The organism is Streptomyces sp. 11x1 (assembly GCF_032598905.1).
Lineage (GTDB): Bacteria > Actinomycetota > Actinomycetes > Streptomycetales > Streptomycetaceae > Streptomyces.
Genome location: NZ_CP122458.1, coordinates 10,138,738 through 10,163,683, shown reverse-complemented (window position 1 = coordinate 10,163,683; position 24,946 = coordinate 10,138,738). Strand labels below are relative to the sequence as shown.

Sequence of the window (24,946 nt, the reverse complement as noted above, 5' to 3'; positions counted from 1 at the left end):
GCCGATCGCTCTATCGTGGGAGAGCCAAAGGCGCCGGGACGGCCTTCCTTCGTCCCGCAGAGTGGTGAATCGGCCCGAACGGGCCCTTCGCGGGCCCGTTCAATTCTTTTCCGTGCACCACCGCGCACCGTGCACCACCGCGCGCCGGGCAGACCGGCGCGATCGTCGAGCGGACGCAGGAGACGTATGACTACGGCCGTCGTGGTGGGCAGCGGTCCGAACGGTCTCGCCGCGGCCGTGTTCCTCGCCCGGGAGGGCGTCGAGGTCACCGTCCTCGAAGCCGCCGACACCATCGGCGGGGGCACCCGCACCAGCGAACTGACACCGGGTCTCCTGCACGACCACTGCTCCGCCACCCACCCCATGGCCGTCGGCTCGCCCTTCCTGCGGAGCCTCGACCTCGGCCGCCACGGGCTGACCTGGTGCCTGCCGGAGATCGACTGCGTGCATCCGCTGGACTCCGGCGAGGCAGGGGTCCTGCACCGGTCGGTCGAGGAGACGGCGGAGGGTCTCCCCGAGGGCGACGGCCGCAGGTGGCGGCGGACCTTCGGGCCGCTCGTGGACGGCTACGACGCGCTGGCCGAGGACCTCATGCGCCCCCTCGCGCACGTGCCGCGCCATCCCGTGCGCCTCGCGGCCTTCGGACCGCAGGCCCTGCTGCCGACCGCGGCGGTGGCCCGGCGATGGCGGTCCGAGAGCGCCCGTGCCCTCTTCGCCGGCGTGGCCGCACACGCCTTCCGCCCGTTCGACCGGCCCGCGAGCGCCGCGATCGGCCTGACGATCATCGCCGCCGGCCATCGGCACGGCTGGCCGGTGGCCGCCGGCGGCTCCCGGGCGATCAGCGACGCGCTGGCCGCCCAGCTCACGGAGTTCGGCGGTCGCGTCGAGACCGGGACGCGCGTGCTTTCCCGGGCCGACCTGCCCCCGGCCGACCTGACCCTCTTCGACGTGGCCCCCGGGACGGTGGCCGACATCCTGGGGGATCTGCTGCCGGTCCGGGTGGCCCGTGCCTACCGGCGCTACCGCCAGGGCCCCGGCGCCTTCAAGGTGGACTTCGCCGTCCAGGGCGGAGTGCCCTGGACCAACCAGGCGGCCCGCCGGGCGGGCACCGTCCACCTCGGCGGGCCCTACGCGGAGGTCGCCGCCACCGAGCGGGCCGTGCACGCCGGCCGTATGCCTCGGAGGCCGTTCGTGCTGGTCGGGCAGCAGTATCTGGCCGACCCCCGGCGCTCGAAGGGCGACCTCCATCCCGTGTGGACGTACGCGCACGTGCCGCACGGCTACGACGGCGACGCCACGGAGGCGATCGTCGCGCAGATCGAGCGCTTCGCGCCCGGCTTCCGCGAGCGGGTCCTGGACATGGCCGTCCGCCCGCCGGCCGCGTTCGAGGAGTACAACCCGAACTACGTCGGCGGTGACATCGTCGCCGGGGCGAACACCGCCTTCCAGCTGGTCATGCGCCCTCGCGCCGCGCTCGACCCCTACAGCACCGGCGTGCCGGGCATGTTCATCTGTTCGGCGGCCACGCCGCCGGGCGCCGGCGCCCACGGCATGTGCGGCGCGAACGCCGCCGCGTCCGCCCTGCGTCACCTCGGGCGGCGACACGGCAAGACCTGAGCGCACCCGTTCCTGAAAGGCCTGGGCCGAATCGGTCCAGGCCTTTTCCGTTCTCCGTTCTCCGTTGACCGTTCCCATGGAATTCAGGCCACCCGAAGGACGGCGCCGAGAATAGGCATTTTTATCGATGCGGAGGCGGTCGGCGAGAGCCTAATGTTTTCTCCAGAAGGGCACCGGGAGAAAAGAAATTCCGAAGCCCCGAACGTGAAAGGAAAAAGAAATGAGCAGCACCGAGAACGCGCTGAACAGCGTGGAAATCCCCGTCGAGGGTGTCGTCTACGTCGCCGCTCGCCCGACCCTGGGAACCCCGCGCATCGCGCGGATCGGCCGGATCGCCCAGGCGGCCGAGGGGCTCGGCGCCGCCGCGGCCGGCATCGGCGCCGTGGTCGGTGTCGCCCAGGCCGCGGAGGCGAACAACCTGGCGGCGGAGGCCAACGCCCAGAACGCGGCCGCTCTCGCCGCCGCCGGTGGCCCGCCGCCCGCGGTCTGACGACCGGCGGTGAACTCATAGGAACCCGCTGTCGGACCAGAGGGCTGTTCTGGTCCGGCAGCGGGTTCCGTCGCACGCGAAAAAACGTGCTCAAAAGTATCAGGAAAAGAGGTTCCATGAAACGCGTCCGAAGGATCACTTCCGCGGTGCCGAGCAAGGTCGCCTCCGCGGTGTTCAGCCCGCTGCCGGTCGGCCGTGACCGTGCGCTGGGGCTGTCGGAGCGGCTGGCCGCCGCGACGAGCCTCACCTCGTCCCTCGAATACCTCACCCAGCGCCACGAGATGGGCAAGGGGGGCATGAACGACTGGGAGATCGCCAAGGACAGCATCGCGCACGCGAATCCCCTGCTGCGTCGGCTGGTCGACGTCGTCAGTGGGCCACGGACCACGACGGCCCTGCATCTCACGCGGGCCGGGGTCGCCACCGCGATGCTGCTGCCGGGCAGGGCGAACTGGCGCGGGGCGGGCAGCCTCTTCCTGGGAGCGACCTCCGCTCTGCTCGGCCCCCGTCAGCACTACGGCAGCGACGGCGCCGACCAGGTGGCGACCCTTGTCCAGCTCGCGACCGGCGGCGCCCGGCTGGTGCCCTCCCCGGCCGCCAAGGACGCGCTGCTCTGGTACGTCGCCCTGCAGTCCAACCTCTCCTACCTGGTCTCCGGCTGGGTCAAGCTGCTCGGCCCGGACTGGCGGGACGGCTCCGCCCTGTCCGGCGTGATGCGCACCCACACCTACGGCCACGAGGGCATGCACTCATGGATCCGGAGCAACCCCCGGGCCGCCAGGCTGCTCGCCCACAGTGTGCTGGCGCTGGAGTGCCTCTTCCCGCTGGCCTATCTCAAGGAGGGCCGGCTGACCCGTCCCGTCCTCGCGAGCGCCGCCGCTTTCCACCTTGCCAACGGCTACTTCATGGGGCTCGGCAGGTTCGCCACCGCGTTCCCCGCGATGCACCCCCTGGTCGCCTACACGGCGGCCCCCCGCAGCCACCCGGCCGTCGCGGGACGCGACGACCGCGCCCTGCCGGCCGCTCTCACCCTGCTCGCCGGGGCGACGGCGGTGGCGGCCGGCACCGCCGTCCAGCGGCGCATCCGCGCCACCGAGGGCTGGCGGACCTCCCGCGTACTGACGACCCGGCACGGCAACCGGCTCCAGTACGAGGAGATGTCGGTGGGTGACGGCGAGCGCCCGGTGTTCGTGCTCGCCGCGGGCCTGCTGTCCACCAGCGAGCACTACGCCTGGATCAGCGAGCGCCTGTCCCACGAGACCCCGTACGGCGTCATCGCCTATGCCCGCGCCGGATACGCGGGCAGTCGGCGCAGGGCGACCACCGTCTACCGGCTGTCGGAGTCGGTCGACGACCTCGTCGACCTGGTGAACGGCGCCGTGGCACCGCACCGCAAGGTGATCCTGGTCGGCCACTCGATCGGCGGGGAGCTCGTCCGCCGGGCCACCCGGCACCTCGGCGACCGGGTGCACGGTGTCGTGTACCTCGACTCCTCGCACCCGGACCAGTTCAACCGCTCCGCCCAGCAGCGAGTGACCGGCGCCGGCCTGGGCGGTACCTTCGCGTCCATGAGCCGGGCCCTGCGCCTGGGCACCGGAGCCCTGCTCACCCACCCGTGGTGGATCCGTGAACTGCCCGCCGCCTACCAGGAGAAGGTCTTCGCCCAGTACGCCGACGCGCGGATGTGGTACGCGGCCCGCCGCGAATGGAAGGCGCTGCAGGAGGACTTCGCGGCGTACCCCGGCCGACTCCCCACGATCGAGGGCGTACCCGGTCTGGTGATCTCCGCGCAGCGGACCGTGGACCGCGACCCCGACCAGCTGCTGATGCACCGGGAACTGGCCGAGGCCCACCGCGGGGCGCCCAGCGAGACGGTGGTCGTCGAGGGGGCGGGGCACGACACGCTGCTGCTCAACAGCCGTCTCGCCAACCAGGTCACGGACCGCGTCCTCGCGTTCTTCCAGCGCCTCGACGAGGGCACCCGGGCACCCCGGCGCAGCCGATCCGTCACGCTCGGCAAGGAGGCCGCACGATGAGCACGCCACGCCGCCCCTCACTGCGGAACCCGTTCACCGGCGAAGGCGCGGCCTGGAGGATCGCCGGAGCCGCCATGCTGCTCGTCACCGTCGCGGGCCAGCACCCCTTCGAGCAGTTCTCCCGGTTCCGTTCGAAGGACATCCTCTCGCTGGTGCCCAACTGGAGGTTCTTCGCTCCCAATCCGTGCATGCACGACAGTCACTTCCTGTACCGCACGGTGGACGTCGAGGGCAGCGCCTCCCCCTGGCGGGATGCGTTCTCGACCGAGACGCGCAAGCCCCAGCACATCGTGTGGTTCCCCACGCGCCGTGCGGACAAGGGGGTGTTCGACGCGTGCGCCGACATCATGCCGACCCTGGAGTTCGGCGGCTTCGAGGCCGCGGCACGCACGCCCGGATACCGGATGGTCACCGAGCACCTGCGCGTCCTCATCAGGTCGGAGGGTCCGGTGACCGAGGAGATCCGGGGCTTCCAGTTCGCCCTGGCCCGAGCCACCGGCTTCGACACGCGCCACCGCCCCGAGCTGATGTTCGTCTCCCCGTTCGTCCCCCTCGATCCGCAGGCCCCGGGCACCCCGCTGACGCGGACCCCGGCCAAGTCCCCCGCGAAGGTGTGACCATGGACAACGCAACCCCCTTCATCCTCCTCGGCCTCCTGATACTCGCCGTGGGCCTGCTCAAGGCCGGCCTGCGGCTCGCCAAGGACCGCGCCGAACCGGACGAGGACGGCAGGGAGCACGAGTGAACCGGGAGCGGGCGGCCACCGCGGGACCGGGGGCACGCGATGAGTGACCGTCCGGCCGGCCGGGGACGGCGCACTCGCCCGCAGGACCCGCCGGTGAACCTGGAGAAGGAGACCGGCGCCGGTGCCGGGCGGCGCGCCGCCCACCGGGCGGTTCCCCAGCTCAATCTGCATCTGCTGTGGGGCGAGGGAGCCAAACCATGGCGGGCCATGGGGCGGCACCGCCGCTTGGTCCTGCTCGGCATCTTCCTCGGTCTGGTCGGCGCCGCCACGTCCCTGGCCCAGCCCGCCGTCATCGGTGGCCTGGTCGCCGCCGTCGGTGAGGGCCGCTCGCTGACCGGCCCGATCATGGTGGGTGCGGCGCTGTTCATCGCCGACGCGCTCCTCGGCGCGGCCCACTCGTATGTCATCGGGCTGGCCGGGGAGAACATCGTCTACGACATCCGCCGGACCCTGGCCGCACGGCTGCTGCGCTCCCGGTTCAAGGCCTACAGCGGTCTGCAGCAGGGTGATGTGTTCTCCCGGATGGTCAGCGACACGATGCTGGCCCGCTCCACGATGACCCACGCGATCGACAGCATCCTCAACAACAGCTTCCTGGTCGTCGGCGGGATCGTGCTGATGGCCTGGATCGACACCGTGCTGCTGACCGCCACCCTGGTCTGCCTCGGCGCGACCAGTGTCGTCTCGATCTTCCTGGCGCGCGGGGTGCGCAGGGTGTCGGTGCGCAACCAGACCGACCTGGGTACCTTCGGCACCGCCCTGCTGCGGGTGCTGGGGGCGATGCCCACCGTGAAGGCGTCGCGGGCCGAGGCCAGGGAGACCGAGGGGATCGCGGCCATCGCGCGGCGGGCCCGGAAGTCAGGGATCAAGGTGACGGTGATGTCGTCGCTGCTCGACCCGACCATGAGCATCGGCACACAGCTCGCCCTGACGGTCGTCATCGGTCTGGGCGCGGCCCGCACCGCGACCGGGGCCATGCCGACCGCCGATCTGACGGCGTTCATCCTCTATCTGTTCTATCTGGTGGCGCCGCTGCTGACGCTGTTCGAGTCGATCGCGCAGTTCCAGATCGGCAGGGCTTCGGTGGAACGGCTCGCGGAACTGGGCAAGATCGAGGTCGAGACGGAACCGGAGAACGGCCGGCCGGCGGAACGGCCGCGCGCCGCCCGCTCGTTCGCGCGCGGGTACGAGCCCGGACTCACCTTCGACGGTGTCCGGTTCTCCTATCCGGGCAGCGACAAGATCGTCCTCGACGGGGTCTCCTTCACCGTCCCGGCCGAGGGGCTGACCGCCGTCGTCGGTCCCTCCGGCGGCGGCAAGTCCACGGTCTTCCAGCTGATCGAGCGGCTCTTCGACCCGGTGTCCGGCGTGATCCGCATCGACGGCACGGACATCACCGACCTGCCGCTCAACCGGCTGCGGTCCATCGTGGGCTACGTCGACCAGGACCACACCCTGCTGCGCGGCACCGTCCGGGAGAACCTCACCTACAGCGCGCCGGACACCGACGACAAGGACATCGCCGAGGCACTGCGCATGGCCAACCTGACCGAGGTGATCGCCGCGCTGCCACAGGGCCTGGACACCCCGCTCGGCGACCGCGGCGCCGGACTGTCGGGCGGTCAGCGCCAACGCCTCGCCATCGCCCGTACGTTGCTGCAGGCCCCCCGGTTCCTGCTGCTGGACGAGGCCACCGCGAACCTCGACACCGAGTCGGAGAACGCGCTGCGCGACAGCATCGCGATGATCTCCGGCTTCTGCTCGGTCATCGCCATCGCCCACCGGCTGTCCACGGTCACCGAGGCCCAGCAGATCGTCGTGCTCGACCGGGGGCGGGTGCACGCCGTGGGCACGCACGACGAACTCCACCGGCACAGCGAGCTGTACCGCAGGCTCGCCCGGCTCCAGGAACTCAGCGACCTGGCGTCCTGACACCCCGACAGGAGCAGACATCCCGACAGGAGAAGTTCATGAACGATTTTCTGCTCATCCCGTCCGTGGTAGCCCTCGGCATCGTCGGCTTCCTCCTCGCCACCCGGGCCGTCAGCACCCCCGCCGTTCTCGGCGTCGCCCTCGTGGTGCTGCTCGGTGCCTGCTCCCAGGCCAGACGGAACGCCCATCCGAGGACCACGACACCCAAGAAACGGAGGCACCACCCATGAGCACATCCACCACGTCCACCACTTCCGACATCGTCGACGACATCGGCTACGGCCGGCAGTTCGACGGCTGGTACCACCGTCTCTTCCCCGACGACGCGTCCGTCGTCGCCGAGGTGGACCTCCTGGCCTCGCTGCACCCCGATCCGGCCTCGGGGACGGTCGAGTTCGGCGTCGGGAACGGGCGCATCGCCCTCCCGCTCTCCCGCCGGGTCGGCAGGATCACCGGCGTCGACTCCTCACCCGAGATGCTCGCCCTGCTGCGCCGCGACCTCACCGAGGACACCCCCGTGGAGCCCGTGCACGCCGACATCCGCACCTACACCGCCGACGGCACCGCGGGGCTCGTGTACGCGATCTGCGCCACCCTCTCCATGCTGCTGACTCCCGAGGAGCAACGGCAGGCCGTGGGGCGCGCCGCCGATCTGCTCGCTCCCGGCGGCCGGTTGGTCGTGGAGACCCACAACAAGCCGGCCGTCATCGCCCTGCACGAGGGCAGCGCCCGCGCCACGTACTTCTCGCCCTACCCGGAGCCGGGCACCGGACTGCAGAGCCACTCCGTCCTCCTGCCGGAGGGATCCCTGTGGCACCTCTCCCACGTCTGGTACGAGTCCGACGGCACCACCCGGGTCGGCACCGAGGTCTCCCGGCTGACCGCCCCGGAGGAGTTCGACGCCTACGCCCGCGCCGTCGGCCTCGAACCGGAGCGCCGCCTGGGCGACTGGTCCGACGCGGCCCCGTACGGCCCGGACTCGCCGCTCGCCATCTGCACCTACGTCAAGCCCTGACGCGTCAGAGGGCGTTGAGCAGGAGGACGCAGAGGCCGGTGCCGACGCCGACGCCGACGCCGACGCCGAGGAGGGTGCGCCGGCCGAGGGCCAGGTGGACGCCGATGGTGAGGGCGGGCGCAAGTCGCCCAGGGCGTCCGCGACTCCTTCTCGGCGGGCCTGGGCATCTTGCCCTAGGCGTGGCGCTCGGGCTGCTGATCGGTACGGCGGACTACTTCGTGCGGGTGGCCGTCGCCGATCTCGGCGCGCACGAGGCGTTCCTCAGCGGGCGGGTGATGACCGTCCCCCGGGTCACGAACGTCACCTCGCACTTCACGATGAAGAGGGTCAAGACCGTTCCGTGGCGGGCCGGTTCTCGTCACCGCGGACGTCCGTCCGGGCGAGGAACCGCGCCGAGGGTCCGGGGCAGGTACGGGCCTCCCGCGGGGTCAGTGGTCCGTGGCCCTCCTCGCAGACGACCACCGTCCGCACGGTGTCGCCGCAGTCCGCGTGACTCACCTCCAGAGGCGGCCCCTCGGGGTCGGCCGTGTACCGGTCGCCCCACTGCTTGAGGGCGATCATCGCGGGCCACAGGTCCCAGCCCTTGCACGTGAGCCGGTACTCGCGCCGGGTGCGGCTGCCGGGTTCGCGGTAGGCGACGGTCTCCAGGATCCCGGCCGCGACCAGCTTGCGCAGCCGGTCCGCGAGGACGGCCTCGGACAGCCCGACGTGGCGCCGGAAGTCGTCGAAACGCCGTACGCCGTTCATGGCGTCCCGCAGCAGCAGCAACGACCACTTCTCGCCGACCAGATCCAGCGTCCGGTGGACCGTGCAGTTCTCCGCGCTCGTCTCCAGCCACCTCATGTGCTCATCCTAGGCTGACTTCGCGATTGACAGCCAGATGTGTACCCAGCTAGCTTCATTTGGCGAAGTCAGCTACTCCGGGAGTCGAAATGCGCAGGTCACGTACGTTCGCGTGGGAGGACCCCACCGTCTCCGCACGAGCCGTCGGTGACCACAGCGGACTCGACTTCCTCCGGGAGATGCTCGCCGGGCGGCTGCCAGCCCCTCCGGTGGCCGCCACCCTGGGCTTCACCCTGGAGGAGGCCGAGCACGGCCGGGTGGTCTTCGTCCTGGTGCCGGGCGAGGAGCACTACAACCCGATCGGGAGCGTCCACGGCGGGGTGTACGCCACCCTCCTGGACTCGGCGGCCGGCTGCGCGGTGCAGTCCGTGCTGCCGCGGGGCATGGGCTACACCTCGCTCGACCTGACCCTGAAGTTCCTGCGTCCGGTCACCGTAGGCACCGGCAAGGTCCGTGCGATCGGCACCGTCCTCAACAGCGGCCGCCGCACCGCCCTGGCCCAGGCCGAGCTCCGCGACTCCGAGGACCGGCTGCTGGCCCACGCCACCAGCAGCTGCATGGTGTTCCCCGTCCCGCCCAGGTCGTAGCCGTGCCGTAGCCCGGCAGGCGTCCGCAGGACCCGACTTTCCCGCCGCGTACGCTTGGCCGTTGGCCGTTGGCCGTTGGCCGTTGGCCGTTGGCCGGGGCGCCGTGCTGTGGCCAGGCTCCGGGCCTCGGGGGGCAATCTTCAGCACGGGTGCAACAGCTCTGCACCGCGTCTGAGTTCAGCTTCACGACCCCTGTGGGCTCTTCTCCACGATCCCTGGAGCGGAGTGGGTCGGAGCGGGTTTCGCGAGTGCACCGGATGAGCCGGGGGCGGTCGGCGGTGCAGACGTCCCAGGGGCGAGGTCCATGGGGAGCGCCGCCATCACGCCGGAGAACGACAGCTGGCCGATGTGCACGGCCGGATATCATCCAGCCTCGAACGTCTCCCGCACGACCGATCGGACTGTCTGTGAGCGCTGCTGGATCGGTCGGGCGGATACAGCCCGCTCGCCCGGGTGATCCCTCCCGTGTCGGCCCGTACCGCGTGGTCGGCCGGCTCGGTGCGGGCGGCATGGGAACCGTGTACGCCGCGCTCACGGACGACGGCGCCCGGGTGGCGGTGAAGGTGATCCACCCCGTGCAGGCGGGGGATCCGGAGTTCCGGGCTCGGTTCCGCCGTGAGGTGCGGCTCTCCGCCCTGGTCCAGGGCCCGTTCCTGCTGCCGCTCCTCGCGGCCGATCCCGATGCCGACGCCCCCTGGCTGGCGACCGCCTACGCCCCGGGCCCCACCCTGGCCCAGCATCTGGCCGCCCACGGGCCGCTGAGCGAGGGCACGTTGTACGCCTTCGCCACCGGCACCGCACAGGCCCTCGCGGCGATCCATGCCGCCGGTGTCGTGCACCGGGACGTCAAACCGCAGAACGTGCTGCTGACCCCGGCCGGCCCCCGCGTCCTGGACTTCGGCATCGCGCACGCCGCCGACGGCACCAGCGTCACGCGGACCGGCATCCTGACCGGCACCCCTGGCTGGATCAGCCCCGAGCACTACCGCGGCGGCGTCACCGCGGCCGAGGGCGACCTGTTCACCTGGGGCGCGCTGGTGGCCCACGCGGCGACCGGACGGCTCCCGTTCGGCAGCGGCGCTCCCGAGGCGGTGGCCTACCGTGTCCTGTCCGGCGAGCCGGATCTCGACGGTGTCCCCGACGCGCTCAGGGAGATCCTGGAGAAGGCCCTCGCCAAGGAACCCGCCGAGCGGCCGGACGCCGCCGGGGCCGCCGACGCCTGCGCGCGGCTGCTGGCCGCGGAGTCCACTCAGCTGCTCGCCGGCGACAGGGCGGCGGCGGAGGGTGACGCTCTCCTGTCGGTCGGCGAGTTGGTCACCGCGCTGTGGTCCGTACCGGCCACCGACGACCCGTCCTGGCCCGTACCGGCACCCGGCCCTCCGGCAAGGCCCTCCCGACGCCGGGTCGTTGTCGCTGTCCTGGTCGCGGCGGCCGTCGTCGGCGCGACCGTCGGCGGCGTACTGGCCTTCCGCCAGGACGGGAGCGGCACGGATTCGGCGGACGGTGCCGGAGCGACGGCCTCGACGACATCCAGAGGCACTGGCGGCTCAGGTGCGGGCGCCGGCCGGTCACCCTCCGCCGTGTCCGACGCGGAGGCGACCGGCCCGGCGGTCACCGACCCACGGGCCGTGCCCGTCCCGGCCGACCCGCTCGCCGGGGTGGCCGATCCCGCCTTCACCCGCGCGGACGACGAGGCCCAGCCCGTCCCCGGTGAGTGGGGCGCGAGCCGGTACGCCACCGGCGCGGAGGAGCGGGAGGCCGCGGCCGACATCGTCGACGAGGTGACCGCCATGCTCACCACGAAGGACATGTCGTTCATGAAACCCACGGTCACCTTCAACCGCCGGGCGCAGACGGTGATGGTCACCGGAGGCCCGATCTCCACCCTCACCGACGACTACAAGGAGGTCTTCCGGCGGGCGAGCGAGATGGCCGCCTGCACCACCCTGGCCCACCGGCTCAAGGACGCGCCGAGCAGCTGGCCGTACGGCAGGTTCTCCGTCTACTGGAAGGACCACGACGGCCAGGACGAGGCCACGATCCTAGGTTTCGGCAGAGCCACCACCGGCTGCCACAGCGAGGAGGCCGGACAGCGCCAGGGCACGGACGAGGGCATCGTCACCGCCGAGCTGCCCAGCGCCGACAAGGACGAGATCCGTGTCGCCGGTGACACGGTCGAAGCGATCACCGCCGCCTGGGACACGCGCGTCGCCGAGGGCCACGGCCTGGAGCCCTTCGACCACGACGACGCGATCACCCTCGGTTTCGATCCCGTCGACAAGATGGTGTACGTGTGGGCCCTGGACGGCTCCGGGGTGCTCTCCGGCCGCGCCCAGCAGTCCCACTTCCAGGACGTCGTCACCAGAATCGCCTGCCCCAGGCTGCTCGCCGAGTACAAGCGCGACAAGCGCTGGAACTACACCCACTGGACCGTCGCCGCGTACCAGGGGAACAGCGCCTGGCCCCAGCTCTTCACCTCCGGGGACTGCCTGCCCGCGGAAAGCCGGCCCTGACCGGAGAATCAAGTGGTCTCGCCGGGAACAGCGCGTCCGGCGAGCCGGTTGCACCGGCAGAAGGGCGGGGAGCGCGGGGATCACCGGTCCGTTTGTCCGCTCCCTCGCGATCCGAGTTCCGTGCGCGCGAAGTCCTCACCGCGCGCTGAGACCGACACGTACTTCCGCAGAAGGGCTATTGCATGACTGACCACCCCTTGACGCTCATGGCCGTTCACGCTCACCCCGACGACGAGGCCACCGGAACCGGAGGAGTCCTCGCGCGGTACGCGGCGGAAGGCATCCGCACGGTTCTCGTGACGTGTACCGACGGCGGTTGCGGTGACGGGCCAGGAGGCGTCAAACCGGGTGAGCCGGGGCATGACCCGGCGGCGGTCGCCGTGCTGCGCCGCCGAGAACTCGAGGCGAGCTGTGACGTTCTGAAGATCAGCGATCTGGAGATGCTGGACTACGCCGACTCCGGGATGATCGGCTGGCCGAGCAACGACGCCCCCGGATCCTTCTGGCAGACCCCTGTGGAGGAGGGCGCGGCCCGGCTCGCGGAACTCATGGAGCACTACCGGCCCGATGTGGTCGTCACCTACGACGAGAACGGGTTCTACGGCCACCCCGACCACATTCAGGCCCACCGCATCACGATGGCGGCGCTGGACATGACCGCGCTGAGGCCGAAGGTGTACTGGACCACGGCGCCCCGCTCGATGATGCGGCGGTTCGGCGAGATCATGCGCGAGTTCCATCCGGACATGCCCGAACCGGATTCTGCCGAGGCCGCCGCCACGGCCGAGATCGGGCTCCCCGACGATGAGATCACCACGTGGGTGGACACCACCGCGTTCAGTGGTCAGAAGTTCGACGCGCTTGCCGCGCACGCCAGTCAGGGCGAGAACATCTTCTTCCTCAAGATGGGCAAGGAGAGGTTCGGCGAGTTCATGGGCATGGAGACCTTCGTACGCGTCCGGGACACCACCGGCACGGCCACACCCGAGGACGACCTCTTCGCCGGACTGCGCTGACCGGAGACAGGTCCCCGCACCCCCTCATAAAGGGTGCGGGGACCTGTGCGTTCGGCGGCCGCTTACTTCTCTCCCCGGAGGCCGACGCACAATCTTCCTCGACGAGGGATAGCGGTGCGCGGCTCGGCACGTCGTAAGGCGTGCCGAGAAGGGGGAGGGTTGATGAAAGCGTCGAGTCACGACGAGTTCCGGGAGTTCGTAGCGATGCGCTCCACCGCGCTGCTGAGACTCGCGGTGCTGCTCACGGGCGGGGACCGGCATGGAGCCGAGGATCTGCTGCAGATCGCGCTGATGAAGGTCTACGGACGCTGGTCGAGCATCGAGCAGCCCGAGGCGTATGTGCGCCAGGTCATGTACCGCCAGCAGGTCAACCGCTGGCGGCTGCGCGGACACCGCGCGGAGACGACGGTGCCCGTACTGCCCGAATCGGGCACCGACGCCGACGCCGGGGCGGAGTCCGAGCTGCGGATCGCGCTGTGGGCGGCGCTCGCGCGACTGACGAAGCGCCAGCGGGCCGTGGTCGTCCTGCGCTACTTCGAGGACCTGCCGGAGGCCGAGGTCGCGGCGCTGCTGAGGTGCCCGGTCGGCACCGTGCGCAGCACGGCACACAGATCGCTCGCCAAACTCCGGGCCCTCGTACCGGAACTGGGGCCCGCCGGACTCGCGGACGAACATGCACAGCGGCTCAGCTTCACGCCGAAGGGGGTTCAGGGATGACGACGGAACTGGTGGAGCAGAAGGTCCGGGAGACGCTGCACGCCGTCGACCTGGACCGCGTACGGGCGCCCGGCGACCTGGTCGAGAAGGTGCTGCGGCGGCGCGCCCGGCGCCGCTTCTCGCAGGTGGCGGGGACGGCGGCGGCCGTGGCCGCGATCACCGTAGGAGCGGTGTTCGGTTTCGGCGGCGGGGGCGGCGACCAGGCGCGGCCGGCGGCGCGGTCGTCGGAGGGCTGGCAGCCGTGGCGGACCGACGCCCGGGGCGCCGTCGACCGGGGCTGCCTGGTGGACGGCTCCGCGCTGTACTGCGCCGGGTACAAGTACGACGCCGTGAAGTTCGACGCGAACACCGGCGAACGGCTGTGGACACTCAAGGCGATCGGCGACGGCTCCGGGTCCGTGTCCGTGTCCAGCCGACCGGTCGCCGTGCGCGACGGCGTGCTCTACGCCTACCGCGCCCACACCGCCGAGAAGGGATCGGACGGGAACTACGCCCCCGGCACCGACCTGATGGCGGTGGACACCGGCAGTGGCAAGGTGCTGTGGTCGGTGGAGCTGGCGAGCGACAACCGGGACGACCAGGCCGTCCTGCTCATCGACGGCGCGGTCCTGGCCAACACCCCGAGCGACCGGACACTGTCGGCCGTCGATCCGCGGACCGGCAAGGTGAAGTGGCGCCACAGCTGGGGCAAGGGCATCTGGTGCGATCGGGTGGCGCTGAGCGGTGTCCCCTACCTGCTGTGCTCACCGGAGACCAAGAAGCCCGGCCCGACCGAGGTCCTCCGTCTCGACCCGACCACCGGACGGACCACCAAGGTCACGTCCCTCCCCGGCAGGCAGCAGATCGTCGGGACCTGGGGGGACCGCATCGTCCTGACCAGGATGCCGGAGCGGACGAGCGTGGTCTTCGAGGAGGAGCAGAAGGCGAGGACCGAGAGGCTGACGGTCGTCGACAGCTCCGGCAGGCAGACCCCGCTCTCCTACCCGGTCCAGGGGACGCCGGCCGCCAAGGCCCTCGTCGGGGACCGTCTGATCTCCGTGTCCCTTGCGGGCCAGGCGTCCTCCTACTCGCTCACCACAGGAAGGACCCTGTGGACCGCCCCGGTCGGCATCAAGGTGCCCGACAGCGAGGCGAACTGGTCCGACCTGGCGCAACCGGTGGTGTCGCCGCACCGGAACGTCGTGTACTTCTTCGGCCCGAACGGAGATCTGTCCGGCCTCGACGCGGACACGGGCGAGCGGATCTGGCGCGGTCACGTCGACGCCGGCAAGTACGGTGCCATGCCCCAGGCCCTGCTCTACGAGGACGTGCTGATCGCCCGGAGCGGCAGCAGGTTGGTCTCCTTCCTCCCCAGCCTGAGCGACTGACCACCCACCCCCGGCCCGGACGGTAACCCCCGTCCCGGCCGGGGACACCTCACCTCCGCACCGTTCCGCTCGGGTGCAGCACGGCGCCTTCACCACGCCGGTCCGACCTCGTACTCCAGCCGTAGATCGCGATCATGTCGGCCCGCCGCCTGCTCGGGAGCGGTCCTGGTTGGAGCGGTTGCGCCGCTGCTTGCCGGGGCAGGCGGATTCGCAACGCCCCGTACGACGTCAGGTGAGAGGATCACGAGGTGCCTCTGCCTCAGCCCGATGATCTGACCTCGCTGGTCCTGCGTACCGACTTCGGTGACGAGGAAGCGTGGGACGCGGTGCGAGCCGCACTCGACGCGGCTGGCGAGTACCCCCATGCCACCTATGTCAGCGAGCTTCGCTTTGCCGGCTTGGGCGTCCAGGCCGTGATGGCCGAGGAGGCTGCCGCGGGCGAAGACGAGCAGATCTTCTACCTGTTTCTGGCTGACGCAGCCACGATGAAGGATTCGGGCCACCCGCTCCTGGCCGTGGACCTCTCGGACGAGCCCGGGCGGACGTTCAGGGTCCCCGCTCGGTGGTTTCCTGACATCTCGGCCAACCTCAGCATCGCCAACATGGACTTTGCGGAGTTCGCCGACGCCGCTGATGGATCAGGAACCTTCCGCGGCTTTGACCAGGTCTGATGCTTTCGGGCGCTGTGTACCGCGCCGGATCGGAGTCGGCTCTCATCGCCTGCGGTCAGCGGCCGTCGATGACACCCGCCGCTGCCCGGCAGGTGCCACAGGCGTCGGCTCCGCCGCTTCCGTCTCAGACCACCCTCCGATCGGCGAGCGCAGCCGCCTCGGTGAAGTACGGGCGGAACAACGGCTCATCGCCGGGTGGTACCACCCCCGACGGCCTCCCGGTTCTCGATCGTCGTCAGGGCCAGGTGCGCCGGGATCGCCGCTTCCCGGGCGCGCCTCGGCATGCCGGCGAGGTAGCGGATCAGGGCGCAGACCGCGAGCAGGCACGCTCCCCCGCCGATCGTCAGTCGCAGCGTGGGCGGTTCAGGGTGAGGCGAGCATGCGCCCGGGCTCCCTGGCGCGGCCGTGATCCGCCCCGGCACGCTCGTGCGCGCTCAGGCACGTGACCTTCGTCGCCGCTCGGTCGATACTTCCAGCAGATGCGAATGCGCCGATACCTGTCCGACAACCCCCACTGGCACCTGACGTCCCGTCATCGACAACAGTATTGAGTCAGCGTCAGTACCGCCGGGAGCCCGCCGACGGCCGCCGTCGACCGTCACGATCAATAATTGAACAAGGCTGCACAGGCCTGCGAAAACGCAGGTCAGCGGCTTGCCCGAAAACGTCTGCAGGAGGTAGCAGTGAAGATGCTGATCAACGTGGCCGAGAGCGTTGTCGCTGATGCGTTGCGAGGCATGGCGGCCGCGCATCCCGAGCTGACCGTGGACGTGGAGAACCGGGTGGTGGTGCGGCGGGACGCGCCGGTGGCCGGGAAGGTGGGGCTGGTCTCCGGGGGTGGCTCGGGCCACGAGCCGTTGCACGGTGGGTTCGTGGGACCCGGGATGCTGTCGGCGGCCTGTCCCGGGGAGGTGTTCACGTCCCCGGTGCCGGACCAGATGGTGCGGGCCGCGGCGGCCGTCGACAGCGGCGCCGGGGTGCTGTTCATCGTGAAGAACTACACCGGGGACGTGCTGAACTTCGACATGGCGGCCGAGCTCGCCGAGGACGAGGGCATCCAGATCGCCAAGGTCCTCGTCGACGACGACGTGGCCGTCACCGACAGCCTCTACACCGCCGGGCGGCGCGGCACGGGCGCGACACTGTTCGTGGAGAAGATCGCCGGGGCCGCCGCCGAGGAGGGGCAGCCGCTGGAGCGCGTAGAGGCGCTGGCCCGGCAGGTCAACGAGAACTCCCGCAGTTTCGGGGTCGCCCTGAGCGCCTGCACCACTCCGGCCAAGGGCAGCCCCACCTTCGAACTCCCCGCCGGAGAGTTGGAGTTGGGCGTCGGCATCCACGGTGAGCCGGGGCGTGAACGACGCGCCGTGATGACCTCTCGGGAGATCGCCGACTTCTCGGTGAACGCCGTTCTGGACGACATGAGCCCCCGCAACCCGGTGCTCCTGCTCGTCAACGGCATGGGTGCCACGCCCCTGCTGGAGCTGTACGGCTTCAACGCGGAGGTGCAGCGGGTGCTCACCGAGCGCGGCGTGGCCGTGGCCCGCACCCTCGTCGGCAACTACGTCACCTCGCTCGACATGGCCGGCGCGTCGGTGACGCTGTGCCAGGTCGACGAGGAACTGCTGCGGCTGTACGACGCGCCGGTGCGGACACCGGGCCTGCGCTGGGGCGTGTGAGCGGGCGCACCGGACGGCCGCGCTCGCACCGCCCCCGCGGCCAGCGTCTCTCACTACCCGTCAGTTCACTCATCACGCAAGGAGATTCCGTGCTCGACGCCGATTTCTTCCGTCGCTGGATGACGGCCACCGCAGCCTCGGTCGAACGCGAGGCCGAGCGGCTCACGGCGCTCGACTCGCCGATCGGGGACGCCGACCACGGCAGCAATCTGCACCGCGGGTTCACCGCCGTGGCGGCCGTGCTGGAGAAGGAGGCCCCGGACACCCCCGGCGCCGTCCTCGTGCTCGCCGGGCGGCAGCTCATCTCGACCGTCGGCGGCGCGTCCGGCCCGCTGTACGGCACCCTGTTGCGCCGGACCGGCAAAGCGCTCGGCGACGCCGCCGAGGTGAGCGAGGCCCAGCTCACGGACGCCCTGCGCGTCGGGGTCGACGCCGTCATGGCGCTGGGCGGTGCGGCACCCGGGGACAAGACCATGATCGACGCGCTGGTCCCGGCGGTCGACGCGCTCGCGGGATCGTTCGCCGCCGCGCGGGCAGCGGCCGAGGAGGGTGCCCTCGCGACCACGCCGTTGCAGGCCCGCAAGGGCAGGGCCAGCTATCTGGGTGAGCGGAGCATCGGCCACCAGGATCCTGGTGCCACCTCCGCCGCGCTGCTGATCGCGGCCCTCGCCACCACCGCCGCCCCGGAGGCCGCCGATGTCTGAGGAGAGGCGGGTCGGCATCGTGCTGGTGTCGCACAGTGCCGCCGTCGCCACCTCGGTGGCCGAGCTGGCACAGGGGCTCGCCGGTGCGGGGGCCTCCGTTCCCGTCGCGCCGGCCGGGGGCACCGAGGGCGGAGGGCTGGGCACCAGCGCGGAACTGATCTCGGCGGCGGCCGCCTCCGTGGACCGGGGTGCCGGGGTCGCGGTCCTGACCGACCTCGGCAGCGCGGTCCTCACCGTGAAGGCGCTGCTCGCCGAGGGCGACGAACTCCCGGCGGACACGCGTCTGGTGGACGCCCCGTTCGTCGAGGGCGCGGTCGCGGCGGTCGTCACGGCGTCGACGGGCGCGGACCTCGCGACGGTGGCGGCCGCGGCCGCGGAGGCGTACACGTATCGGAAGGAGTGACCCTCCGGTCGACGGACGGGCGACACCCACGGGGCCCGGGCCCACCGTTGACCGAGATCCACGGGCCCTAGGAGACCGCTGAAGATCTTGCTCTGGCCGCCCGACTCACCCTGAATTGCCGGTAAATGTCAATTGCCATCAAGTAGGGCAAGCCGGGCACATTTTCAAGATCTTCAGGACGCTTCTAGGCCCTGTCGTCACATTCCCGTCGTCGCCCGAAGGGCGGCCTGGCGGCGTCGTGGGGGTACCTCCCGGTCGAGCGCAGCCGAGACCGGGGGAGCGTGCTCTCGGCGTGCCGGGCACTGACGCGTACCGGACGTACTCGGGTCGGTGCCCGGTGCGTCGAGAGCACGTGCATGGCGTCGCGGGGCAGGCGGGAATGTGACGACAGGGCCTAGCCCACCAGCGACCGAAGCTCACGTGGCCGAGCCCACCAGCGACCGCACGTCACGGCGCCTGATCCCACCGACGATCGGCACACACGGCGCCCGAGCCGCAGGCGACCGACGGCCGAGCCGGGGAGGTGGGAGCCGTTCGTCCGCCCGGCACGGTGGTGCGGGCGGACGATGCGGTGGCGTTGGAGGATCGACGCGAGGGCGCCAGGCGGCTGACGCGGCGCCCTGGGACGACCGGCGCGGTGGCCGGCCGCCGACGCAGCGCCCTCGGACGACCGGCGCGGCGCCGTCAGGCGATCGACGCGGTGGCGTTGGGGGATCGACACGAGGGCACCAGGCGGCCGACGTAGCGCCAACGCGCGATCGCCTGACGGCACCAGGTGATCGGCGCGGTGCCGACAGGCGGCCGACGCGGTGCCATCGTGTGATCGGCGCGGCGCCGTCAGGCGATCGACGCGATGGCGGCGGGCCGTCGGCACGGTGCCGCCAGGCGACCGGCACGGTGCCGACAGGCGACCGGCGACAGGCGACAGCGGCGGGCGGCGAGCGAGGGGCCGTTGGGCGCCTTCGGGCGGCGGAATCAGTTCGTCGCCCCGCCCCTCATCGCCGCCCCTCGGCGCAGCCCCGCGCCCTCCACCCACTTTCGTGCGAGTGCCTCGCCGAGTTCGACCGCCGCTCCGTGGTCCTCGATCGGGGTCACCTCCGAGTCCTCGAAGACGATGTAGGTGACCCCGGAGGCGGTGCCGCCGGTGCGCGGGTCGGGGCGGATGCCGAGCCTCTTGGCCGTGGCGTAGGAGGCCTCGCCGATGATGTTCTGCGGGCCGGTGTCGCCCACGACGGCGTACTGGACCCGGTCCCCGTGGACCACAGCCGCGACGGAGCTGCCCTTGATGCCGTGCACCCGGAAGTCCCAGACGCGGCTCGGGGCGGGGACGACGACGAACGGCAGGCTCTCGGAGCGGAGGTAGCGTCCGTCGGACTGCAGGAAGGACGTGGCGGGCTGGAACCACGGGTCGGTCTCGCGGTTGCAGCGCGGGCTCGGCCGGCCGTCGCAGTCGATGTCCATGTCCGCCTTCCAGTACACCGCGCCGTCGACACCGCAGACGGGGATCACGGCGGGCTTCCCGGCGTCACTGCTGTACAGCCCCTCGGAGACCCGGACACAGCCGCGCGCCCCGGCCAGCAGCTCGGCGGCGGTCACACCGCCCTCGTGCTGCGCGGGGCGCTGCGGATGGGCCAGGGCGGGCAGCGCGACGGGGGCAAGCAGGGCGGCGCCGACCGCGGCCAGCGTCAACGAGCGGACTCGCACGATGAGGAACCCTCTCCTGGGGGGACATGACGGACACTCACCCAAAAGTGGTGCGGGTCGGAGAGGACGGCCACCGGGAGGGGGCCGGACGGACCACGGGCGCGGCCGAGGGCCCGGGCCCGCCTCGGCCCCGGCCGCTCGGCCGCTCTCGTCGGCGCGGGTTCGGCGACGACAGCGGCCCGCGCCGTACGGCATGAACAGGCCTGGCACAGAGGCGAGTTCACGCCGTGTCGGAGCACCAGCATACGTAGCCGCCCGCGGAGCCGTGAACCGCACCCACCTCGGACCGCCTCTTGATGTGACCGCGTCAGTCATGGCATACATGGAGATAGGTACAGACCAATCCCGCATCGATCGAGGGGTCAGATCGTGCGACGCGCCTCCGTGGCGGCACTCGTCCTGGTGCCCACGCTCTGTGGCTCGCTGCTCCTCACGGCCGGCTGCGCGGTCAAGGAGCGCCCCGGCGGCCGCCCGCCGCCCGCCCCGCCCGGCGTCACCGCCGACGCGGGCAGCGCCACCAGCGTGCACGTCATGTGGAACCGGGCACCCGGGGACACGGAGATCGCCGCGTACGAGGTGTACCGGGGCGGGACCAAGGTCAAGGATGTGCCGGGCGACGAGCGCATGGTGGACATCACCCGGCTCACGCCCTCCACCACGTACGTGTTCACCGTGCGGGCCCGCAGCACCTCCGGGGACCTCGGGCCGCCGAGTGCGGGGGTCCGCGCCACGACACCCCCCGCCGGCCCGGCGGACCGGCGGCCCCCGAGTCGGCCGGAGCGCCTCGACGGAAAGGTGCTCGGGAGCAGCACGGTGCGCTTGTCGTGGGAGCCGTCGACGGACGACCGGGTCGTGGAGTCGTACGACATCCTGCAAGGCGGCTCGAAGATCCACGGTGTGGGCGGGGATCGGACGTCGGCCGTGGTCACGGGGTTGCGGCCCGGCACCCGGTACTCCTTCACCGTGCGGGCCCGGGACGCCGCGGACAATGTCTCGCCCGTGAGCGCGGAGGTACGGCTCAGCACCCGTCCGGGAGCGGACGACGGGCGGGGCACCGCGCCCACCGGGTTCCGTGCGGAAGCACGCCGGCACGACGGGGCGTACTCCGTCGAACTGTCCTGGCTTCCTCCGCCCGTCGACGGGATCGTCATGGAGTACGAGATCCAGCTCGACGGGCGGCCGGCGACCACCCTCGTGTGGGGCGGGGCTCCGCCTCGGGGCAGGGCCTCCTACGGCTTCTACGTGGGCGAGAAGGCGGGGGTGACGTACCGCGTGCGGATCCGGGCCAAGCTGCCGGACGGGACCTGGGGCGGGTTCTCGGTGGAGCGGACGGTCACCACCGGCGGGTGAGGGCCGTGGGGTCCCCCGCACGGCGGTATCCGTCACCTGCCCGGGTGTCGTCCGCATGCGGGCGGGGCGCGGGGCACGTTGGCTCACCCTGAGGCAGCACGGGTCCCCCGAACCTCGGCGGCGCAAGGGATGTGCCGCGACCGTGCCGCTGGAGGGCAGACCATGCGTACGTCTCAGCTACTCCTCCGCTCCGGCCTGACGGTGGCCGCCGCCGCGCTGCCGATCGCCCTGACCGCGCAGTCGGCCTCGGCGGTGCCGACGGGCATCTCGGTGAGCACCACGGGTTCCTCGGTCAGCGTGACCACGAGCGATTGCCCCGACAGCACCAACGGCACGTTCGGCACCGCCTCGCTGCTCTCCGGCGGGCAGGCGAACTTCTCCCAGGGGCGTCAGGTGACCCTGACCGGCACCAGCACCGCCCAGTCCGCGTCGTGGGCGAACGTGGGCCCGGGCACGTACACCGTGATCGTGGTGTGCAAGGACGGGACCACGGCGGGCACCCAGTCCGTCATCGTCACGGCGGCGACCCCCACCATCTCCACGACTGCCTCGCCCGCGCGCGGCGTCATGGGCGGCGTCGGCGGCGCCACCCGGGAGTACGGCACCGTCACCCTCGTGGGCGGCGGGGCGCTGGTGGCCGTGGGCACCGGAGCGGCCGTCTGGTACCTGCGCCGCCGGGCCAAGCCGCACCGTCTGTGACCACCGGGCCCGTCACTCCTCCCTCGCGCGCTCCTCCTCGGCGCGGCCGCCCCCCACCTTGCTGCCGCCCGCGCTCACGTCCTCCACGCTCACGTCTTTCCCGCTTGTGTCTCCCGCACCGACCTCTTTCGGGGCGCCCGCCCCACTGCTGTCCTCGCCGCCGCCGGTGTCCCCCGGCAGCGTCGAGAACTCCGCGAGGGCTTTCGTCAGCCACTGCGTCCAGAAGGTCTGCAGATCGATCCCGGCCCGCAGGATCAGATACTGCAGCCGGTCCTGGGCGGTGTCCCGGCCGGGCCCGAAGTCCCGCTTCTCGATCTGCTCGTACTCCGCCAACTTCCGCCGGTGCAAGGTGAGATGGCGCCGCAGATCGTCCTCCAGGCCGTCGGTGCCGACCACGGCGGCGGCGCGCAGACGGACGAAGAGCGCGTCGCGCCACGGCTTGGGGTCCTGGGGCGCGGAGGTCCAACGGGCCAGTTCCGCCCGGCCGGCCGGCAGCACCTCGTAGCTCTTCTTCTGGCCCCGGGCAGGCCGCTCGGAGGGCAGGGCCCGGATGTAGCCCTCGCTCTCCAGTTTCCCGAGCTCGCGATAGATCTGCTGGTGCGTGGCCGACCAGAAGTAGCCGATCGACCGGTCGAACCGCCGGGTCAGCTCCAGGCCCGACGAAGGCTTCTCGAGCAGGGCGGTGAGGATCGCGTGCGGGAGTGACATGGGCTCATCCTAGGAAGGCCGGAGGCCCGCCACGGCCGCTCGCACCGCCGCGGCCGAACGCCCGCGACCGCCTCCTACAGTGCCGCCGCCAGCTCCGTCCCCTGCTTGATCGCCCGCTTGGCATCCAGTTCGGCCGCCACGTCGGCCCCGCCGATGAGGTGCGCGGAGCACCCCGCGGCGATCAGGTCGTCGTAGAGGTCGCGGCGCGGGTCCTGGCCGGTGCACAGGACGACCGTGTCGACCTCCAGCACCTGACGGACGCCGTCGACGGTGACGTGCAGCCCGGCGTCGTCGATCAGGTCGTACTGGACCCCGGGAACCATGGTCACGCCGCGGTGCTTGAGTTCGGTGCGGTGGATCCAGCCGGTGGTCTTGCCCAGCCCGGCGCCGACCTTGGTGGTCTTGCGCTGGAGCAGGTGGACCGAGCGCGGCGGCGCGGGCCGCTCGGGGGCGGCGAGACCGCCGGGGGCGTGGTAGTTCATGTCGACGCCCCACTGCCGGAAGTACGCGGCCGGGTCCTCGCTGGTCTTCTCGCCGCCGTCGGTCAGGAACTCGGCGACATCGAAGCCGATGCCGCCGGCGCCGAGGATGGCGACGCGGTCGCCGACGGGAGCGTTGTCGCGCAGGACGTCCAGATAGCCGAGGACCTTGGGGTGGTCGACGCCGGGGAGTTCGGGGGTGCGGGGGGTGACACCGGTGGCGACGACGACCTCGTCGTACGCCGTCGCCGTGAGGTCGTCGGCCGTGACCCGGGTGCCCAGGCGTACGTCGACGCCGTGCGCGTCGAGTTGGGTGCGGAAGTAGCGCAGCGTCTCGTCGAACTCCTGCTTGCCGGGGACTCTGCGGGCGACGTTCAGCTGGCCGCCGATCTCGCTCGCCGCGTCGAACAGGGTGACCTCGTGGCCGCGTTCGGCCGCGCTCACCGCGCAGGCGAGTCCCGCCGGGCCCGCTCCGACGACCGCGACGCGCTTGCGCCGCCGGGTCGGGGAGAGCACGAGTTCCGTCTCGTGGCAGGCGCGCGGATTGACCAGGCATGAGGTGATCTTGCCGCTGAAGGTGTGGTCCAGGCATGCCTGGTTGCAGCCGATGCAGGTGTTGATGGCGTCGGAGCGGCCCTCGCGCGCCTTGTTGACGAAGTCCGGGTCGGCGAGCATCGGGCGGGCCATGGACACCATGTCGGCGTGGCCGTCCGCGAGCAACTCCTCGGCCAGTTCCGGGGTGTTGATGCGGTTGGTGGTGACGAGCGGGACGGAGACCTCACCCATCAGCTTCTTCGTCACCCAGGTGTACGCGCCGCGCGGCACCGAGGTCGCGATGGTGGGGATACGGGCCTCGTGCCAGCCGATGCCCGTGTTGATGATGGTCGCCCCGGCCGCCTCGACGGCCTTCGCCAGTGTGACCACCTCGTCGAGAGTCGAGCCGCCGGGGACCAGGTCGAGCATCGACAGCCGGTAGACGACGATGAAGTCCTCGCCGACCGCCTCGCGCACCCGGCGCACGATCTCGACGGGGAAACGCATGCGGTTCTCGTACGAGCCGCCCCAACGGTCGTCGCGGTGGTTGGTCCCGGCGGCGATGAACTCGTTGATCAGATAGCCCTCGGAGCCCATGATCTCGACGCCGTCGTACCCGGCCCGGCGGGCGAGGCGGGCCGCGTTCGCGTAGTCGTCGATCGTCTGCTCGACCCCGGCGTCGGTGAGCGCGTGCGGGACGAACGGGCTGATCGGGGCCTGCAGCGCGCTCGGCGCGACGAGGTCGCGGTGGTAGGCGTACCGGCCGAAGTGCAGGATCTGCATCGCGATCCGGCCGCCCTCGCGGTGTACGGCGTCGGTGATCTCGCGGTGCCGGTCGGCCTCGGCGTCGGTGGTGAGCTTGGCGCCGCCCTCGTACGGCCGGCCGGCCTCGTTGGGCGCGATGCCGCCGGTGACGATGAGGCCCACTCCCCCGCGCGCCCGGGCGGCGTAGAACTCCGCCATGCGCTCGAAGCCGCGCTCGGCCTCCTCCAGGCCCACGTGCATGGAGCCCATGAGCACGCGGTTGGGGAGCGTGGTGAAGCCCAGGTCGAGCGGGCTCAGCAGGTGCGGGTAACGGCTCATGGGGCCCTCCGTACGTGGCGTCGTCAGCAAGGTTGTAGACGACGCCACGACTATTGT

Annotated in this window: 22 protein-coding genes and 2 pseudogenes; 20 read left to right on the top strand and 4 right to left on the bottom strand. The window is 71.6% G+C overall.

The genetic code is table 11. The features are described 5' to 3' along the window. Positions 1 to 186 precede the first annotated feature (186 nt). The 9 genes and pseudogenes from P8T65_RS44720 to P8T65_RS44680 form a co-directional block, all read left to right on the top strand. Complete coding sequence (locus P8T65_RS44720) at positions 187 to 1,617, top strand: NAD(P)/FAD-dependent oxidoreductase (RefSeq protein ID WP_316731151.1); 1,431 nt, start codon at positions 187 to 189, stop codon at positions 1,615 to 1,617. A 220-nt stretch (positions 1,618 to 1,837) separates the two neighbouring features. Continuing rightward, the gene (locus P8T65_RS44715) at positions 1,838 to 2,107 is read left to right on the top strand and encodes a hypothetical protein (RefSeq protein ID WP_316731150.1); all 270 of its coding nucleotides are present in this window, start codon (positions 1,838 to 1,840) and stop codon (positions 2,105 to 2,107) included. Positions 2,108 to 2,223: 116 nt separating this feature from the next. Next, positions 2,224 to 4,143: an alpha/beta fold hydrolase gene (locus P8T65_RS44710; protein ID WP_316731149.1), complete on the top strand. Its 1,920-nt coding sequence runs from the start codon at positions 2,224 to 2,226 to the stop codon at positions 4,141 to 4,143. After that, positions 4,140 to 4,760, top strand: a complete 621-nt coding sequence (locus P8T65_RS44705) for a hypothetical protein (RefSeq protein ID WP_316731148.1) — start codon at positions 4,140 to 4,142, stop codon at positions 4,758 to 4,760. The genes P8T65_RS44710 and P8T65_RS44705 overlap by 4 nt, the downstream gene beginning before the upstream one ends. 2 nt (positions 4,761 to 4,762) lie before the next feature. Beyond that, complete coding sequence (locus P8T65_RS44700; protein WP_286014539.1) at positions 4,763 to 4,888, top strand: hypothetical protein; 126 nt, start codon at positions 4,763 to 4,765, stop codon at positions 4,886 to 4,888. A gap of 39 nt (positions 4,889 to 4,927) precedes the next feature. Further along, positions 4,928 to 6,820 carry an ABC transporter ATP-binding protein gene (locus P8T65_RS44695; protein WP_316731147.1) on the top strand — a complete coding sequence of 631 codons (1,893 nt, stop codon included), beginning with the start codon at positions 4,928 to 4,930 and terminating at the stop codon, positions 6,818 to 6,820. A gap of 38 nt (positions 6,821 to 6,858) precedes the next feature. Next, positions 6,859 to 7,050: a hypothetical protein gene (locus P8T65_RS44690; protein ID WP_316731146.1), complete on the top strand. Its 192-nt coding sequence runs from the start codon at positions 6,859 to 6,861 to the stop codon at positions 7,048 to 7,050. Further along, positions 7,047 to 7,835: a class I SAM-dependent methyltransferase gene (locus tag P8T65_RS44685; RefSeq protein ID WP_316731145.1), complete on the top strand. Its 789-nt coding sequence runs from the start codon at positions 7,047 to 7,049 to the stop codon at positions 7,833 to 7,835. Before P8T65_RS44690 ends, P8T65_RS44685 begins: the two co-directional genes overlap by 4 nt. 104 nt (positions 7,836 to 7,939) lie before the next feature. Further along, positions 7,940 to 8,098 (top strand): annotated as a pseudogene (locus P8T65_RS44680) (hypothetical protein); the annotation flags it as partial. A 64-nt stretch (positions 8,099 to 8,162) separates the two neighbouring features. Here the strand turns inward: P8T65_RS44680 and P8T65_RS44675 are convergent. After that, the gene (locus P8T65_RS44675) at positions 8,163 to 8,678 is read right to left on the bottom strand and encodes a helix-turn-helix domain-containing protein (protein ID WP_316731144.1); all 516 of its coding nucleotides are present in this window, start codon (positions 8,676 to 8,678) and stop codon (positions 8,163 to 8,165) included. Between the two features lie 89 nt (positions 8,679 to 8,767). Between P8T65_RS44675 and P8T65_RS44670 the strand changes: the two genes are divergently transcribed. The 9 genes from P8T65_RS44670 (at position 8,768) to P8T65_RS44630 (ending at position 18,332) form a co-directional block, all read left to right on the top strand. Continuing rightward, positions 8,768 to 9,265 (top strand): PaaI family thioesterase, encoded by a 498-nt coding sequence (locus P8T65_RS44670; protein ID WP_316731143.1) that lies wholly within the window; start codon positions 8,768 to 8,770, stop codon positions 9,263 to 9,265. 509 nt (positions 9,266 to 9,774) lie between these two features. Beyond that, entirely contained in the window at positions 9,775 to 11,778 is a 2,004-nt protein-coding gene (locus P8T65_RS44665; RefSeq protein WP_399102731.1) for a serine/threonine protein kinase, read from the top strand. Positions 11,779 to 11,960: 182 nt separating this feature from the next. Continuing rightward, complete coding sequence (locus P8T65_RS44660) at positions 11,961 to 12,794, top strand: PIG-L family deacetylase (RefSeq protein ID WP_316731142.1); 834 nt, start codon at positions 11,961 to 11,963, stop codon at positions 12,792 to 12,794. A 162-nt stretch (positions 12,795 to 12,956) separates the two neighbouring features. Then, a complete protein-coding gene (locus P8T65_RS44655; RefSeq protein ID WP_316731141.1) occupies positions 12,957 to 13,511 on the top strand; it encodes a SigE family RNA polymerase sigma factor in 555 nt (184 codons plus the stop codon). Further along, positions 13,508 to 14,878 carry a PQQ-binding-like beta-propeller repeat protein gene (locus P8T65_RS44650; RefSeq protein WP_316731140.1) on the top strand — a complete coding sequence of 457 codons (1,371 nt, stop codon included), beginning with the start codon at positions 13,508 to 13,510 and terminating at the stop codon, positions 14,876 to 14,878. The genes P8T65_RS44655 and P8T65_RS44650 overlap by 4 nt, the downstream gene beginning before the upstream one ends. A gap of 248 nt (positions 14,879 to 15,126) precedes the next feature. After that, positions 15,127 to 15,549, top strand: a complete 423-nt coding sequence (locus tag P8T65_RS44645; RefSeq protein WP_316731139.1) for a DUF6924 domain-containing protein — start codon at positions 15,127 to 15,129, stop codon at positions 15,547 to 15,549. 683 nt (positions 15,550 to 16,232) lie between these two features. Further along, entirely contained in the window at positions 16,233 to 17,225 is a 993-nt protein-coding gene (dhaK, locus tag P8T65_RS44640) for a dihydroxyacetone kinase subunit DhaK (protein ID WP_316731138.1), read from the top strand. Positions 17,226 to 17,314: 89 nt separating this feature from the next. Next, positions 17,315 to 17,929, top strand: coding sequence for a dihydroxyacetone kinase subunit DhaL (dhaL, locus tag P8T65_RS44635; protein ID WP_316731137.1), 615 nt, complete (start codon positions 17,315 to 17,317; stop codon positions 17,927 to 17,929). Further along, complete coding sequence (locus P8T65_RS44630) at positions 17,922 to 18,332, top strand: PTS fructose transporter subunit IIA (protein WP_316731136.1); 411 nt, start codon at positions 17,922 to 17,924, stop codon at positions 18,330 to 18,332. The genes dhaL and P8T65_RS44630 overlap by 8 nt, the downstream gene beginning before the upstream one ends. Positions 18,333 to 19,307: 975 nt before the next feature. On the opposite strand, the gene P8T65_RS44625 is transcribed toward P8T65_RS44630, so the two are convergent. Beyond that, positions 19,308 to 20,036, bottom strand: coding sequence for a glycoside hydrolase family 75 protein (locus tag P8T65_RS44625; protein ID WP_316731135.1), 729 nt, complete (start codon positions 20,034 to 20,036; stop codon positions 19,308 to 19,310). A gap of 369 nt (positions 20,037 to 20,405) precedes the next feature. Here P8T65_RS44625 and P8T65_RS44620 point away from each other — a divergent pair, with 369 nt between their 5' ends. Together P8T65_RS44620 and P8T65_RS44615 are read left to right on the top strand one after the other, a co-directional pair. Further along, positions 20,406 to 21,386, top strand: a complete 981-nt coding sequence (locus tag P8T65_RS44620) for a fibronectin type III domain-containing protein (protein ID WP_316731134.1) — start codon at positions 20,406 to 20,408, stop codon at positions 21,384 to 21,386. Positions 21,387 to 21,548: 162 nt separating this feature from the next. Then, positions 21,549 to 22,085, top strand: a complete 537-nt coding sequence (locus tag P8T65_RS44615) for a hypothetical protein (RefSeq protein ID WP_230212562.1) — start codon at positions 21,549 to 21,551, stop codon at positions 22,083 to 22,085. Positions 22,086 to 22,253: 168 nt separating this feature from the next. Here P8T65_RS44615 and P8T65_RS44610 read toward each other — a convergent pair. Then, positions 22,254 to 22,793: pseudogene (locus P8T65_RS44610) on the bottom strand (PadR family transcriptional regulator); the annotation flags it as partial. A 74-nt stretch (positions 22,794 to 22,867) separates the two neighbouring features. After that, positions 22,868 to 24,889 carry an NADPH-dependent 2,4-dienoyl-CoA reductase gene (locus P8T65_RS44605; protein ID WP_316731133.1) on the bottom strand — a complete coding sequence of 674 codons (2,022 nt, stop codon included), beginning with the start codon at positions 24,887 to 24,889 and terminating at the stop codon, positions 22,868 to 22,870. Positions 24,890 to 24,946: the final 57 nt, after the last annotated feature.